12 protein-coding genes are annotated in these 16459 nt (G+C 61.8%); 11 read left to right on the plus strand and 1 reads right to left on the minus strand.

The window, feature by feature from the left end; all coding sequences use genetic code 11:
- The 3 genes from NKH52_RS32545 to NKH52_RS32555 all read left to right on the plus strand — a co-directional run.
- The coding region (locus NKH52_RS32545) for a VCBS domain-containing protein (protein WP_352736387.1) at nt 1-3169 on the plus strand (3169 nt) is incomplete at its 5' end.
- Nucleotides 3170-3233: 64 nt separating this feature from the next.
- Nucleotides 3234-4928: a type I secretion system permease/ATPase gene (locus NKH52_RS32550; protein WP_352736386.1), complete on the plus strand. Its 1695-nt coding sequence runs from the start codon at nt 3234-3236 to the stop codon at nt 4926-4928.
- 19 nt (nt 4929-4947) lie between these two features.
- Nucleotides 4948-6285, plus strand: a complete 1338-nt coding sequence (locus NKH52_RS32555) for an HlyD family type I secretion periplasmic adaptor subunit (RefSeq protein WP_352736385.1) — start codon at nt 4948-4950, stop codon at nt 6283-6285.
- Nucleotides 6286-6596: 311 nt separating this feature from the next.
- On the opposite strand, the gene NKH52_RS32560 is transcribed toward NKH52_RS32555, so the two are convergent.
- The gene (locus NKH52_RS32560) at nt 6597-6899 is read right to left on the minus strand and encodes a hypothetical protein (RefSeq protein ID WP_352736384.1); all 303 of its coding nucleotides are present in this window, start codon (nt 6897-6899) and stop codon (nt 6597-6599) included.
- A 363-nt stretch (nt 6900-7262) separates the two neighbouring features.
- Here NKH52_RS32560 and NKH52_RS32565 point away from each other — a divergent pair, with 363 nt between their 5' ends.
- The 8 genes from NKH52_RS32565 to NKH52_RS32600 all read left to right on the plus strand — a co-directional run bounded on the left by NKH52_RS32565 (nt 7263) and on the right by NKH52_RS32600 (nt 16448).
- The gene (locus NKH52_RS32565; protein ID WP_352736383.1) at nt 7263-8522 is read left to right on the plus strand and encodes an aminomethyl transferase family protein; all 1260 of its coding nucleotides are present in this window, start codon (nt 7263-7265) and stop codon (nt 8520-8522) included.
- 139 nt (nt 8523-8661) lie between these two features.
- Nucleotides 8662-9555: a methylenetetrahydrofolate reductase gene (locus NKH52_RS32570; RefSeq protein ID WP_352736382.1), complete on the plus strand. Its 894-nt coding sequence runs from the start codon at nt 8662-8664 to the stop codon at nt 9553-9555.
- Nucleotides 9556-9587: 32 nt separating this feature from the next.
- The gene (locus tag NKH52_RS32575) at nt 9588-10793 is read left to right on the plus strand and encodes an aminotransferase class V-fold PLP-dependent enzyme (RefSeq protein WP_352736381.1); all 1206 of its coding nucleotides are present in this window, start codon (nt 9588-9590) and stop codon (nt 10791-10793) included.
- Between the two features lie 13 nt (nt 10794-10806).
- On the plus strand, nt 10807-11766 hold the full coding sequence (locus tag NKH52_RS32580) for a 2-hydroxyacid dehydrogenase (RefSeq protein ID WP_502908169.1): 960 nt from the start codon (nt 10807-10809) through the stop codon (nt 11764-11766).
- Between the two features lie 79 nt (nt 11767-11845).
- Nucleotides 11846-13111, plus strand: a complete 1266-nt coding sequence (gene glyA, locus NKH52_RS32585) for a serine hydroxymethyltransferase (RefSeq protein ID WP_352736379.1) — start codon at nt 11846-11848, stop codon at nt 13109-13111.
- A gap of 132 nt (nt 13112-13243) precedes the next feature.
- A complete protein-coding gene (locus tag NKH52_RS32590; RefSeq protein WP_352736378.1) occupies nt 13244-14035 on the plus strand; it encodes a helix-turn-helix domain-containing protein in 792 nt (263 codons plus the stop codon).
- Between the two features lie 257 nt (nt 14036-14292).
- Nucleotides 14293-15183 carry an aromatic ring-hydroxylating dioxygenase subunit alpha gene (locus NKH52_RS32595; RefSeq protein WP_352736377.1) on the plus strand — a complete coding sequence of 297 codons (891 nt, stop codon included), beginning with the start codon at nt 14293-14295 and terminating at the stop codon, nt 15181-15183.
- A 245-nt stretch (nt 15184-15428) separates the two neighbouring features.
- On the plus strand, nt 15429-16448 hold the full coding sequence (locus tag NKH52_RS32600; RefSeq protein WP_352736376.1) for a BMP family lipoprotein: 1020 nt from the start codon (nt 15429-15431) through the stop codon (nt 16446-16448).
- Nucleotides 16449-16459 lie beyond the last annotated feature (11 nt).

Here is a 16459-nt window from a genome sequence, read left to right on the forward strand (position 1 = left end):
CACCGACTACACCGACAGCATCACGGTTGCGACCGCCGACGGCACGAGCCAGCTGATCACCGTCACCATCCACGGCACCGACGACAGCCCGTTCGCTGCCAATGACACCAGCGCCAGCGCGGGTGCGATTGCCGCAACCGAGAAGAGCGGCACGCTGAACGGATCCGGCGGCACCAATGGTTCCGGCAACGTGCTGACCAACGACAGCGACGTCGACAGCGCTAGTCTGACGGTGAGCTCGATCCGTACCGGGGGTGCCGAAGGCACCGGTACTGCCGGTTCGGTGGGTGTCGGCCTGGTCGGCGCGCACGGCACACTCACAATCGCGGCCAATGGCAGCTACACTTACGTGGTCAACGAGAACGACTTGACGGTGCAAGCACTTAACACTGGGGGCTCCACCACCGATACGTTCAACTACACGGTCAGCGACGGCAGCCTGACCGATACGGCAGTACTCACCGTCACCATCAATGGCGCTAACGATGCGCCGGTGGGTGCCAACGACACCAGCGCCAGCGCGGGTGCGATTGCCGCAACCGAGAAGGGCGGCACCCTAAACGGGTCCGGCGGCAATAACGGTTCTGGCAACGTCATCACCAATGACACCGACGTCGACAGCGCCGGCCTGACGGTGAGCTCGATCCGTACCGGCGGAACCGAAGGCGGCGGCACTGCCGGTTCGCTGGGTGTCGGCCTGGTCGGCGCGCACGGCACACTCACAATCGCCGCCAACGGCAGCTACACCTACGTGGTCAACGAGAACGATTCGACGGTGCAGGCCCTCAATGCCGGCGGCTCCACCACCGATACGTTCAACTACACGGTCAGCGACGGCAGCTTGACCGACACGGCAGTACTCACCGTCACCATCAATGGTGCGAACGACGCGCCGGTAATAGATCTCAACGGCGGGCTGGCCGGAACATCCACAAGCCTCAGCTATACCACCGGATCGGCCGCGACCGCTATCGCTCCATCTGGAACTGTCGCCGATGTTGACTCCGTCGATTTCAACGGAGGCTCGCTGACCGTCGCGTTCACGGTAAACGGCACCTCAGCCGACCAGTTGACGATTCAGAACCAAGGCACGGGCCTCGGCCAGATCGGCACCAGCGGCAGCAACGTCACCTATGGTGGAACGACCATTGGAACGTTCACCGGCGGAACGAACGGGACAAACCTCGTCGTCACCTTCAACGCCAACGCCACGCAAGCCGCAGCGCAAGCGCTGGAGGATCACATTCGCTACTCGAACGCGACCAGTGCTACCACGACAAAGACCGTGACCTATACGCTGGTGGATGGAGACGGAGGTACCGACACAGGCACAGCCACGGCGACGATCAATGTGACTGGCGGCGATACAACGGCGCCCAACATTACGCTGATCACAGGCGTTCAAGGAAACAATAACGCGCCAAGTACGATTATCGTTAGATTCAGCGAAACGGGGATGAACCACACGTTCTTCGATTCCACAAAACTGACCTTAACAGACGGGGTTGTCCTGGTGCCAAACTCGGGAACCTGGGGCACCACAACTGACGGAAGCGGCAATACCGTCGATACGTTCACCCTGCTGGTGACTAAGCCAAACAACGGCACCACCTATACCGCGACTTTTGCATCTGGAGCCTTCAAGGATGGGGCCGGCAACCTGAGCACTACTGCTAGCCAAGGCAACCTTAAGCCCGCCGGCACCTCCGGCGAGCCCATCAACCTCGCTCTCACCGATCCCTCGCATGAGGGCGCGCTCATCACCGTTACGGTGAAGGACGTGCCATCCGGCTGGACCATCGACGGCGCGACGCACAACGCCGACGGATCCTGGACGGTGCAGACCAATGCCGTCCACGGTCTGACCGTCACCACGCCGCCCGAATTCACCGGCGCCGCGGTGCTCGACGTGCAACTGACCTGGATCAATGCCGACGGCACCTTGGGCAGCGCGTCGATCGCTGACAATGTCGAGGCCTACGCTCCGGGTTCGCCGATCTTCGCCTGGTCCGGCGACGACGTGCTGACCGGGTCGAGCGGCAACGATCTCTTCGTCTTCTCGCAACCGATCGGCGCCGACACCGTGCACAGTTTCGATGTGGCCGCCGACCAGATCGATCTCATCGGCTACAACGGATTGGCAGACTTTGCCGACCTGCAGACCCATATCGCCGACGATGCCCATGGGAATGCAGTGATAACGCTCGGCGACGGACAGTCGATCACGCTGGACGGCGTGCATTCGAACGCGCTGACGGCAGGCAATTTCGTCTTCGACCAGACACCGGTGGTTAACAACTCCGGTACAATGACGATTGGCGACGGCGCCTTGCTGCCGCTGAGCGGCACGATCAACAATACCGGCCTTATCTCGCTGGACTCGACGGGCAGCGAAACGCTGCTGCAGGTCATCCAGCATGGCGTGACGCTGCAGGGCGGTGGACAGATCCTGCTGTCCGACAGCGCCGCCAACGTGATCTCCGGCACCGGGCCGGACGTCACTCTGGTCAATATCGACAACACGATATCGGGCGCCGGCCAGTTGGGCGGCGGGATGCTGAGCCTCGACAACCAAGGCACCATCATCGCCTCCGGCGCGAATGCGCTGGTCATCGACACAGGGGGCAGTGTCGTCACCAACTCCGGAACATTGGAGGCGACCGGGTCAGGTGGCCTGACGGTCACCGGCGGGCTGGCGAATTCCGGCCTGTTGTGGGCCAACGGTGGCGACATCGTCATCCACGGCCAGGTTACCGGCGACGGCGATGCCACGATCGGCAACCTGTCGAAGCTCGAGTTCGGCGGCGCCTCCTCGACGGACGTCACCTTCGCGCACGATGCGGGTGGCACGCTGCAGCTCGATGACTCTTTCGATTTCAGCGGGCGGATCGGCGGCATCACCAATGACGACAGGCTCGAGCTCGAGGATATCCTGTTCGGTGCGGGAACGACGGCCGTCTACCAGGCAAACCAGGATGGCAGCGGCGGAACGCTGACCGTTTCGGACGGCACGCACGGCACCGCGCTGCATCTGGTGGGCTCCTATGATGCGAACGGCTTCAAGCTTGCCGATGACGGCCAAGGTCATACCGCCGTTTCGTACAATCCGGCCGAATTCACGCTGACAGGCGTCGGCAATGGAGGAATTTCAAGCGACTTCGGGGTGTGAATCAAAAGGGCCGTTGTCAGCGGCGGCTCACTTGGCCTGACGCGTATCGAGTGGGGTTTTGGAAGTGGATAGCAAGTCTCGAATTGTAAAGGATGCGCTTCGGGCCTGCCGCCGCTATTTCCTAGTCGCGGCGGCATTCAGCCTGGCGATCAATCTGCTCTACCTCGCCTCCCCACTCTACATGCTGCAGATCTACGACAGGGTCGTCACCAGCGGCAGTGAAACCACGCTGGTGATGCTGACCCTGGTGTTGCTGGCGGCCTTTCTTTCGCTGGCCGGCCTCGACCTGGTGCGCGCCTCCATCCTGACGCGTGCCAGCGCGCGGCTCGACCGGTTGCTCTCGGCAAAAGTCCTCGCAGCGTCGGTCGAGACCCCATCGCCGGGTTCCTCGCAAAGCCAGCCGATCCGCGATTTCGATACGTTCAGGCAGGTGATCACCGGCAGCGGCATCCATGCCCTGTTCGACCTGCCGTGGTCGCCCATCTACATCGGCATCATCTTCCTGCTGCATCCGTGGCTCGGCTTCTTCGCACTGGGTTGCTCGCTGCTCCTGATCGCCATGGCGGTGCTCAACGAGTATATCGTGCGCTCGCCGCTGAAGCAGGCCAACGAGTTGGCGACGACCAACTATAACTTTACCGAGATGAGCCTCAGGAACGCCGAAGTCGTTCGCGCCATGGGGATGATCGACGGTCTCATCCGCCGCTGGGGGCGCGACCGCAACCTGGCGCTGCGGCGCCAGGCGGAGGCAAGCGATCGCGCCGCACTGATGTCGGGCCTGATCCGCTTTCTGCGGCTCACCATGCAGTCACTGATTCTCGGCCTCGGCGCCTATCTGGTGATCGAGCGGCAGATCACCGGCGGCACCATGTTCGCGGCGAGCCTCTTGCTGGGCCGGGGGCTGCAGCCGGTCGAGCAGATCGTCGGCCTTTGGCGCAGCCTGATCCTTGGGCGGGCGGCGTTGGCAAGGGTCGAGAAGCTGCTCGACGGCGGTGCGCAGAGCGAAAGATCTTTCAACCTGCCGAAGCCCACCGGCAAGATTTCGGTCGAGCAGGTCAGCTTTGCAATTGCCAGCCAGCAGAAAGTGCTTCTCCGGGACGTGTCGTTCCGGCTGGAAGCAGGCGAGACGCTGGGAATCGTCGGCCCTTCCGGCGCCGGCAAATCGACGCTGGCGCGTCATCTCGCGGGCGTCATGCAACCCAGTCGCGGCACCGTCAGGCTGGACGGGGCCGACCTGTCGCAATGGGGGCACGACGCGCTCGGCGACCACATCGGCTACCTGCCGCAGGATATCGAACTCTTCTCCGATACGGTCGCCGCCAACATCGGTCGCTTCAAGACCAATGTCGACCAGGAGGTGATCGAGGCCGCGCGGCTCGCCGGCGTGCATGAGATGATCATCCGCCTGCCGCAAGGCTATGAGACGCAGATCGGCGAAGGCGGCGCAGTGCTGTCAGGTGGATATCGGCAACGGATTGCTCTTGCCCGTGCGGTGTTCGGAACGCCGAACCTGATCATTCTCGACGAGCCGAGTTCCAATCTCGACGCCGACGGCGATCGCGCGCTGAGCGAGTGTGCGATCGAGCTCAAGCGCCGCGGCAGCACGGTGATCATCGTCTCGCATCGGCCTTCGACTCTGGCGAATGTCGACAAGATCCTTCTGCTGCGCGATGGCGCCGTCGAGGCCTTCGGCATGAGAAACGAGATCGTGGCGCTGCTCAACCAGCGCGCGGCTCCAATGGCGGTGGCAACGCAATGAGCCGTGTTTGGAGAGAGCGATGAGCGTCGGCGCCCTTACCTACCGGAGCCTGCCTGGCGACACCGGCATTCTGGCCCCGGATTCGATCCGGGTGCCGGCCTATATCGGCCTGCTGATCATCGCTGCCTTCTTCGGTATTTTCGGCGGCTGGGCGGCCTTTGCCCCGCTGAACGGCGCCGTGCTTGCAGACGCCATCGTCAAGGTGGATGGCAATCGAAAGAGCGTACAGCATTTCGACGGCGGTACGGTGAAGGAGATCCGCGTCAAGGATGGCGACGTCGTCAGGAAGGGCGACATAATGCTGAAGCTGGACGACACCAGGATCCGGTCCGAGTTCAATCTCTATGCCCAGCAATATGCGCTGCTGCGTGCAACCGATGCCAGGATCCGAGCCGAACTGGACGGCAGCGAGGTTGTTGCCTTTCCCAAGGACATCCTCAAGGAGCACGAGGCCTACCTTAGGGATGCAATGGCCAACCAGATCGCCGATCTGGAAAGCCAACGCGCCTCGATGGCCGGCGCCGGGCAGATACTCAAGCGGCGCATCGCCGAGCTCGAGGAGCAGATCCAGGGCAAGCAGGCTCGGGTCCAATCCTACCAGGCCCAGATGCAATCGACGATCGACGAGAAGGCCAGCCTGTCAAAGCTGCTCAAGGCCGGATTGACGACCCGCCCGCGCATTCTGGAATTGGAAAGATCGGCCTCGGATCTGCAGGGCCTGATCGACGAGAACCTCGGCGCCATAGCCGGCAGTCAGCAGAGCAAGGCCGAACTCAAGGGCCAGATCGCGCAATTGACCTATGAGCGCCGAGCCAAGCTGTCGGCGATGCTGATCGATACGCAATCGAGCCTTGCCGACCTCGTGCCCAAGATGTTTGCCGCCCAGGCTGCGATGGACCGAGCCGAAGTGCGCGCGCCTTATGACGGCCAGGTGATGGATCTCAGCGTCTTCTCGATCGGCGCGATCGTTTCGCCGGGCCAGACCATTCTCGATATCGTTCCGACCGAAAATTCGCTGATCGTCCAGGCCCAGATTCGCGTCGAGGACATATCGAACCTGCGACCCGATATGGCCGCCGAAGTTCGTTTCACATCCTACAAGCAGCGCTCGATACCCATAATTCATGGCCGCGTCACCCGCATTTCGGCGGATCGCATTACCGACAGCAAGACCGGGTTTCCCTACTATCTTGCCGACGTAGCGGTCGATCCGGTGGAATTGGCAGCAGCCCCACAGATTGCGCTTTATCCGGGCATGCCAGCGTCAGTCATGATCGTCACCGAGGAACGCACCGCGCTCGACTACATTCTGGGCCCGTTGGTTGTGTCGTTCCACTCCGCCTTTCGCCAGAAATGATGGATTAGCCAAGTGACTTCGCTTTTGAGGTGATTCTAACGCAGAGCAGTTGGAGATCATCGGCAGGCAAAGGACCGGACAATCTCCCTACTCTAAAAGAGGCAGGACCAGTCCTCTCGGTCCGGCAATTGCGGGTCTGCCATGTTCCGTGCCGACAACCCCTCCGTTTCTTTGGTGCTGGAGATCTGATGATCCTGGTAATCGCAATTTTGAGCGGTGGTGACGGTACTTTTGATGCTGGCTGAGACAGTCTGCGGGAGCCACAACACTTCAAAAAAACATTCGATTGGTCCCGATAGCTGGATGAAACCTCAGGATTTTTTTGTGGTGTTTTTTCTTTTGAAATCAACAGCGTAATTTTTTGACGGTTTTGGTGTCAGATGGCAGGTATACGCATCGAGTTCTGCACAGAGCAATTTGCGAACGACGGCAGCGTAGGTTCTGACGTGCTTAAGGTCATCAGACGTAGCATGGCCGCCGAGGCAAGCCGCATGCTCTCGCAGAAAGTCTTCATCGGCCAGAGCCGGATAGTCAAGGTGGGTTTCCGAGGACTGCCGGTCGAGTTGCCGCGCAAAACTGTGAAAGCAACCGAACTGCCAGTTCTTTCCGGGCACCCACATCCTGGAAACGGACGTTGAACCGAACTGGGCTCATGACCCTGGCTCGACACCGAGCGGTTTCGTGATCAAAGCGCGCAAGTGCTTTGGACGGCTGCTCAAACAACGGCTACAAATACTCAGGTTGAACTGCGGGTATGTCGTCGGCAACCGGGGGCATTCCGAAAAACTCCGTGAAATGAAAGTCTCGCCCAAGATACGGATGAGGCAAGAGACATCTGACTGAGCTGGTTCCTGCCGGTAGGAAATCCCCTGCGGTCAGCTCTTTGATGGACTCGTTTCCATGGCGCGGGATGCGCCGGTCCTCACCCGTTATTGATTGTCGCGGCGAAGTGCCTTGCGGCCGGGAGGAGACTTGGAATGGACGGCATCAAATTTACGACGGGCCTGAGCGTGGTTGCCGATGCCCGCGTCGCCTTTCGCGGCACGCCCTTCGTCGAACGGACGGCGCCGCTGAACCAGAACGCATTGTGGATGCGCTGGGACAGGAACATGGTCGTCGATTCCTATTCCGACATGGCCGAGGAGCTGTCGGCGATCCGAACCAGGGTTGCGATGGGCGACATGTCGCCATTGTCGAAATACGTCATTGCCGGTCCGGATGCGGAAAAGCTGATGGACAGGCTCATCCCACGCGACATCACAAAGCTTCAGGTCGGACAAATCTACTATGCGCCGTGGTGCGACGAGAATGGGTATGTCGTCGGCGACGGCCTGGTCTTCCGCATGGATGAAACGACATTCCGGGTTTCGGCCGATCCGGGCTTCGGATGGTGGAAACGACATGCAGAAGGCTTCGATGTCCGCGTAACCGATATCTCCGACAGCTACGGACTCCTTACTCTGCAGGGGCCACGTTCCCGCGAGGTTCTCCAGGCGGCCACCCAATCCGCGTTTGAGGAATTGCCGTTCTCCCGTCTTGCCATAGTCACCATCGCCGGCAGGCAGGTCGAGGTGCTGCGCCAGGGCTTTACAGGCGAGCACGGCTACGAGCTCTGGATCAAGGCTGATGACGGCGTCGCCGTCTGGGATGCGATCGAGGAAGCCGGCAAGCCCTATGGCATTCTTCCCGCCGGTGCCTGGGCGCTCGATCTGGCGCGCCTCGAGGCTGGGCTGCTGATCGTCGGCTATGACTACACCAGCGCCGGACCTGACCATGGCGGAGCGGGCATCCAGGCGGCGGGAGAATACCGTGCGTCGCCCTTCGATCTCGGCCTCGGCCGGCTCATCGATTTCCGCAAAGGCGATTTCATCGGCAAGGCTGCACTGCAGCGTATCTCGAACACGGGCGACCATCGCCAGCTCGTCGGGCTCGACATCGACTGGTCGCAGGCCGTCGACGGGAAGGGGCTGGAAAGCGATGCGCCTGGAAATCTGCGGCGTGTGCAGTGGTATCCGTTGAAAGCCTTCCGCGGCGAGAAGGAAGTCGGGCACGCCAGCAGCGTCGCCTGGTCACCTTCGACCGGCAGGATGATCGGCTTCGGCCATCTGCGGCGCGAGGCCGCCGAGATTGGCACCGAACTCACGCTGAAGTGGAACAAGGATGGCGTGGCGGTCGACGTGAGCGCACGTGTCGTGGCGCTGCCGTTCCTGTCGCTCAAACGCGCCGCCAACGGCTGAAGCCACAGCTTCGCAACGGAAAATCGTCCGTCGCATCCTCCCGCGACGACAGGCCGGGCGGCGGGGGTCGCCCGGCTACCCGAACGTGTGGCCATTTTTAAGCTCGAAACCATCGAGCTCACCGAAACCTGGAAAGATCATGAACGATATTCGCCGAGACTTTCTTCGAGCGCCTGGCGGGTCCGCATATGCGTTCGGTCCAGCCGTGTCGATCGAGCTCGCCCCGGAGCAGGCGCGTGGCTTTGCACCGCGCGCCGATTGCTTCGCGCCTGGCTCACGCGTCTTCCTTACCCATCTCGCCGGCAAGCCCGAAGCGCTGCAGATCGACGCGGCCTTGCGCATCAAGGAGATGGGCTACGTGCCGGTGCCGCATCTGGCGGCGAGGAATTTCAGAACCGCACAGGACTACGTCGATCTCGTTCAGGCGCACAGCCGCAACGGGATCGGTGAAGCGCTGTTTCTCGGTGGCAATCCAGCCCTTTTCCCCGGACCAATGGCCGAGGCCGCTCAGTTGCTCGCCCATCCCGTGTTGAGCGACAGCGCGATAAGGACCGCCTTCGTTGCCGGCTATCCGGAAGGGCATCCGGCCATCGTCGAAGCCGCACTGGCGGATGCGTTGCGCCGCAAGCTCGAAATCTGCGCGGATCGATCACTCGAGGCTAGGGTCGTGTCGCAGTTCGCTTTCGACGGCGATATGATCGGCGATTGGGCAAGGAACCTGCATACGCTCCATTCCGGATTGTCGGTCCATGTCGGGCTGGCCGGCGTGACCAGCCTGACGAAACTCATCAGGTTCGCCATGATGTGCGGCGTCGGCCCTTCGCTCGCCGCACTCCGGCGTTCGGCAAGTGGCCTCTTCAACGTCATAGCAGACCGGAACCCGGCCGAAATCCTGGAAACGATGGCGGCAAGCTACCCGGCGCCGCTTGGTCCACTGCATCTTCATTTCTTCCCATTCGGCGGCTGGGAAAAGACGCTGGCCTGGTTCAGCGACTACCGGGAGCTCAGCCTTTCGCGGGTCAACGAACGATGAACCGCATCACACACCAACAGGAGGAACACGTCATGAAGAATGGAACGGCGCATCTTTTCATTCCCGGTCCGACCAACATCCCCGACGCGGTGCGGCGGGCCATGAACGTGCCGATGCAGGATATGCGCGCACCGGATTTTCCGGACCTGGTGCTGCCTTTGTTTCGCGACCTGAAACGGATCTTCAAGACCGAGACCGGCAGCGTCTTCATCTTTCCGGGCTCCGGCACCGGTGCCTGGGAAGCGGCGATCTCCAACACGCTCAACCGTGGCGATCGCGTTCTGATGTCGCGCTTCGGCCAGTTCTCGCATCTGTGGGTCGATATGGCAGAGCGGCTGGGTCTGGAGGTCGATTGCATCGATGTCGAATGGGGCGAGGGGGTTCCGCTCGACGCCTATCGGCAACGGTTGAGCGACGACAAGGGCGGCGAGATCAAGGCGGTGTTCGCCACCCACAACGAGACCGCAACCGGCGTGACATCCGATGTCGCCGGCGTGCGTGCCGCGCTCGACGAAACAGCTCATGACGCGCTGCTGTTCGTCGACGGCGTCAGCTCGATCGGCTCGATCGATTTCCGGATGGACGAATGGGGTGTCGACCTCGCCATCACCGGCTCGCAGAAGGGGCTGATGCTGCCGGCTGGGCTTGGCATCCTGGCGGTGAGCGCCAAGGCCTTGGAAGTGCACAAGCAGTCACGCATGGAGCGTTGCTATTTCAGCTTCGAGGATATGCAGGCGCCGTCCAAAACCGGCTTCTTCCCCTACACGCCGCCAACGCAGTTGCTGCTTGGGCTGAGGGCTTCGCTTGACCTCATCTTCGCCGAAGGACTCGAGCAGATCTTTGCCCGTCACCACCGCCTCGCCGAAGGTGTTCGCCGCGGTGTGCATGCGTGGGGACTGAGGCTCTGTGCCAAGGAGGAAAAATGGTGGTCGGATACGGTTTCGGCGATCGTCGTTCCCGACGATGTCGATGCCAGGCAAGTCATCGCCAACGGCTACTCCAGATATCGCACTTCCTTCGGCGCCGGCCTGAGCAAGGTGGCCGGCCGCGTGTTCCGCATCGGCCATCTCGGCGACCTCAACGAGGTCATGTGCCTCGCCGCCCTGGCCTCGGCGGAAATGTCGTTGCGCGACGCCGGGGCCAAAATCGAGGCCGGTTCCGGCGTCGCCGCTGCCCAGGAATGGTACCGCTCCGAGATCGGCCGGACCTTGCTGCCGCTGCACGAACGCGCGGCTTGAGAGGATCGTGATCGTGAGAAAATTGAAGGTAGTCGTTACCAGGCGATGGCCGCATGAGGTCGAACAACGCCTGGCCGACCAGTTCGATGTCAGGCTTAATGAAGCTGATCGTCCCTATGAGCAACAACAGCTCCGCGACGCGTTGCTGCAAGCCGATGCGGTGCTGCCGACCGTGACCGACCGGCTTGGCGCCGATCTTTTCGCGGGCGGCGTCAGGGCAAGAATGCTTGGCAATTTCGGCGTCGGCTTCAACCACATCGATATCGCCGCGGCGAGAGCGGCGGGGCTGGTCGTCACCAACACGCCTGCCGTGTTGACCGATGCCACCGCCGATCTTGCCATGACGCTGCTGTTGATGTGCGCCCGCCGGGCCGGAGAGGGCGAACGCGAATTGCGCTCCGGCAACTGGACCGGCTGGCGACCAACGCATCTGTGCGGGACCCAGGTCAGTGGCAAGACCGTCGGCATCATCGGCATGGGCCGCATCGGCCAAGCAATGGCGAAGCGCTGTCACTTCGGCTTCGGCATGGATGTCGTCTTCTTCGACAGCATGCCGGTTGCTGATCCCGGCATGCCGGCTCGGCAAATGGCAACAGTCGATGACGTGCTCTCGGCTTCGGATTTCGTGTCGTTGCATTGTCCTGGCGGTGGCGAGAACACCCGCCTCATCAACGAACGCCGTCTTGCCTGCATGAAGCGATCGGCCTTCCTGATCAACACCGCGCGTGGCGACGTGATTGACGAGGACGCACTGGTTCAGGCGCTTCGTGAGCGCCGGATCGCCGGCGCCGGACTGGATGTCTTCGAGACGGAGCCTTCCGTGCCACGCTCCTTGACCGAGCGCGAGGATGTCGTGCTGCTGCCGCATCTGGGCAGTGCCACCAGCGAAACGCGCATCGCCATGGGCATGCGGGTGATCGACAATCTGTCGGCCTTCTTCGAAGGGCGCACCCCGCCTGACGCCGTGAATTAGCCACGCGTTTTCAACTCAACGAGCACAGCCATCGCCGGATGCCTGCAAGCATCCGCGGGCACGCCAGGAGACCAGCAGAATGTCCCGCTTCTTCCAACGAAACCTCGCGCGGCAGGATCCGGTGATCGCCGACGCGATAGAGCGCGAAATCGGCCGGCAGAGGTCGGAGATCGAGCTGATCGCTTCCGAAAACATCGTCTCGCCGGCGGTGCTCGAAGCGCAGGGCTCGGTGATGACCAACAAATATGCCGAGGGCTATCCCGGGCATCGCTACTATGGCGGCTGCCAATATGTCGATCTGGCGGAAGCGGCGGCCATCGACAGGGCTTGCCGGCTGTTCGGTTCGGCGCATGCCAATGTCCAGCCGCATTCCGGCGCGCAGGCCAATGGCGCGGTGATGCTCGCCATGCTTAAACCCGGCGACACCTTCATGGGTCTGTCGCTCGCCGCCGGAGGGCATCTAACTCACGGTGCCAAGCCGACGATGTCGGGAAAATGGTTCAACGCCGTCCCGTACGGCGTCCGCCAGAGCGATTGCCTCATCGACTATGAGGAACTGGAGTCGAAGGCACATGAGACCAAGCCCAAACTGATCATCGCTGGCGGGTCAGCCTATCCGCGCATCATCGACTTCAAGCGTATCCGGGCGATCGCTGACGCTGTCGGCTCCCTGATGATGGTCGACATGGCGCATTTCGCCGGCCTGGTCGCCGGCGGCGTGCATCCCAACCCGGTCGAGGTCGCTGATATCGTCACCACCACGACGCACAAAACGCTGCGCGGCCCGCGCGGCGGCATGATCCTGACCAACAACCAGGACATGGCCAAGAAGCTGAATTCGGCTGTCTTCCCGGGCCTGCAGGGCGGTCCGCTGATGCATGTCATCGCTGCCAAGGCCGTTGCCTTGGGTGAAGCCTTGGAGGACGGGTTCAAGGACTATGCCCGTCAGGTGGTGACGAATGCCAGGACCCTGGCCGCCACGCTTGGCGAGCGCGGTTTCGATATCGTCTCCGGTGGAACCGATACGCATCTGCTGCTGGTGGACCTGCGCGGCAAGGGTCTGTCCGGCAAGGATGCGGAGGAGGCGCTGGGCCGTGCCGGGCTGACCTGCAACAAGAACGGCATTCCCTTCGACCCGGCGCCGCCCGCCGTCACCTCCGGCATCCGGCTGGGCACGCCAGCGGCAACGACGCGCGGTTTCGGCGAGGGCGAGTTTGCGCGTGTCGGTCATCTCATAGCCGACGTCCTTGACGCGGTTGGAACGCAATGGGGCGCCGAACAGGAGAAGGCGGCTCGCCTGTCGGTCGAGGAGCTTTGCGAAGCATTCCCGATCTACGGTCGCTGAGACGCACCAAAGTCAGATTTCATTCGAACAAGCAAATGCCTTGCGCCACGGAGCCACACCCTCGACTATTGAAGATGACAGTCCCGGCAAGCGGCTCGACACGATGCCGGCAGCCTGAGAGGGAACGTCGCCATGCGCCTGCCTCCAATCGATCTTAGCCGCGAGAACACGTTCGGTGCACTGACCTATGAGAATGGTGGCGAGTACGGGCCGATTGGCGGCGACTATCTGGCTTTCATGCTTGTCCACATTGGATCCCTGCGGTTGGAGACGGATGACAGCGTCCTGCAATTGGAGGCGGGGCAATGCGCTCTGTCGCTTACGCGCCACCGCTATATGACGACGGTTGCGTCGGACACGCTGACCCATATCAGTTGGTGCGATGGCCGGCCGCAGAACGCGGCATGGCTGTACAAGGAGCGCGAGAAGTTCGCGCCGTTCATCGTCGCCTCGCCGATGGTCCACACCCTCATGCAATTGGGTGTCGACCTTGGCCTTGGTGAGCGCGGCGGTCGCAGCGGTGTTCGCGAGTCGCTGACCAACGCTCTGCTCCACGCTTTCATCTACGAGGCCGAGGTGATCGAGGCGGAGCGGCCGATCCCGCAGACGATCCTGCAGGCGCGCCGGTTCCTTGAAGAGAATTTTGCCGCTGATCTGTCGATCGAGCGGGTGGCGCAGCAGGTGCGCGTCAGCCCGCAATATCTGGTCTCGGCATTCAAGAAACATCTCGGCATGACGCCTGCCAAATATCTCTGGCGTTGCCGTCTCGACTACGGCACGCATCTGCTGCAGCGGACGGGACTGTCGGTAAGCGAGATCGCCTACCAAGTCGGCTACAAGAACCCCTATCATTTCTCGCGGCAGGTCAAGCTGGCATTCGACTGCTCACCGACCGAGTTGAGAGAGCAGAAGCGCAACGCCTGACGGCTGCCCACATGCCTCCGGATGGGCGGGGCAAGCACTGCCGCCGGAACGAGCGCGGATGAACTGGCGATATGCTTTCCTCAACAGCAGGCATGGCGGATTTCCGGCCGCGGATGAAATGTCGGACCTATCAGGATTGATCCGGCTTGCAGCGCCAAGCCCGCAGGGCAAGGGACCGATGTCCTGCAACCTCGTTGCCGGTCGCGCCTCGGCCAGATCCGTTCACCGACAACAGACATTCCGGGCTGGACAGCATCATGGACAATTTCTCTCACCTGGATCCCGTAGCGCTCAACGACTGGCATGTCGTTGGCTGCATCGAGGACTTGCCGGTCGATCGGACGGTGCGGACGGTCCTGCTCGGTGAGCCGATTGCCATTGGCCGGCGCGACGGCAGGGTTACCGTCTGGCAAGGCGAGGCTACCGCCGACGCTGCCCGAGCAGAGCTCCCCGTCATCGAGCGGTTCGGCTATGTCTGGACGACCCTGGGCACGCCGGAGCGCGACCTGTTCGAGATTCCGGAATTCTCGGAGGCTGACCGCCGCCACATCATCCAGGGCGTCGTACGGGTCAACGTATCGGCGCCCAGGGCCGTCGAGAACTTTCTCGATATGGGGCATTTCCCATTCGTTCACACTGGCATTCTTGGCGAGGAGCCGCACACCGAGGTCAAACCCTACAAGGTGCGGGTCTCGGCAGAGCCGCCCGAAATAATGGTCACCGATTGCGAGTTCTACCAGCCGCAGGCGAATGCAGGTTCGACGACAGGGGCCGACACTGAATACATCTACCGGGTGCCGCATCCGTTCTGCGCCGTCCTTTACAAGACGGGATCGCGGCAACGCGATCGGCGCGACGTCATCGCGCTGTTCGGGCAGCCGGTCGAAGAGGACTGGGTGCTCGTCCATATCGTCATCTGCCTGCTGGATGAAGTCCGCGACCTCGCGACCCTGAGGCGGTTTCATCAGACCATCTTGGGTCAGGACAAGCCGATCCTGGAGAACCAGGTGCCGAAGAAGCTGCCGCTGGATCCCCGTTCCGAGGTGCCGATCCGGGCCGACGCCGCATCGGCTGCCTACCGGCGCTGGCTACGCGAAAGAGGCCTGCGCTATGGCGTCGTCGCCGCCGACGGCATCCGTGCTCACTAGGCATGGACGCATTTTCGGGCCTGATTAATTGCGGATATGCCCGAAAGAAATCGCAGCCATTGTTAGCCGGGCTTCGCCATGGAAGTTTCGGGCCCAAGCCGGAAAACCGGCTGCCTGGCAACGCCATAGGGGACGTCGGCCTAGCGATCGCAGCCTCCACGTCGGTAACCGGAAAAGACAAGAATATCCGGATGACGACAGGGCGGCATTGGACAGTTCTCGGACTGGAATGAGAGGATCAAGCAATGACGAATACCATCACGCGACGCACGGCAATCCTGGGTTCGGCAGGCGCCCTGCTTCTTTCCGGACTTGTGCGATCCTTTGGCGACACGCCAAAGACGCTGAAACTGGCGATCATCCTGGAAAGCCGCACCGATGTCGGTTGGTCCAGCACATTGCTCGATTCGCTTGAGCACCTGAAACAGGAGAAACCGGAAGGACTTGAAATCTCCTGGGAATATACCGACCCACTGTGGGGCGACGATGCGGAAAACGCGATGCGCTTCTACGCTGAAAGCGGCGAATACAACATCATCTGGTGCCATGGCCGCTATTCCGACCAGGTCAAGAAACTCAATGCCGAATTTCCGGATCTGATGTTCGTCGTCACCGGCTCCGGCAATCTTCCGGTTGGGGCCAACCAGTACTGGATCTACAAGCGGTTGCACGAACCGTCCTACCTGCTTGGAATGCTGGCTGGCCACACCACCAAATCCGGCATGGTCGGGGTGGTGGGAACCTTCGCCGCCGACGACGTCAACGACCAGATCAACGCATTCCTCGACGGGGCAAAGTCGATCAGGTCCGATATCCAGCATCGGCTGTCGTTCATCGGCTCGTGGTCCGACAATGCACTGGCGGCAGAGCACGCCAATGTGCAGATCGCGGCCGGTGCCGACGTCGTGTTCATGCTGACCGACAATTTCAAGCCGTGCCAGGAGCACAAGATCATGTGCTTTGCCAATATCAACGACCAGAACAAGGTTGCTCCCGACGCGATAGCATCCAGCGCGCTGATCAGCTGGCAGCCCGACGTCAAGTGGATCATCGCCGAGTGGCTGAAACATAAGGCCGGCGGACAGTTCAGCGGCAATGCCGAGCCAAGGTGGTTCTCCATGGCGGAAGGCGGCACCGACATCGCGCCTTACCACGACTTCGACGGCAAGATCCCGCAAGCGGTGAAGGACGAGATCACGGCCAGGCGGCAGGACATCATGTCCGGCAAGTTTGTCGTTCCCCTCAACACCGCCGAGGTGAAGTAAGACACGTCAAC

Source organism: Mesorhizobium sp. M1066 (genome assembly GCF_040318635.1).
Lineage (GTDB): Bacteria > Pseudomonadota > Alphaproteobacteria > Rhizobiales > Rhizobiaceae > Mesorhizobium.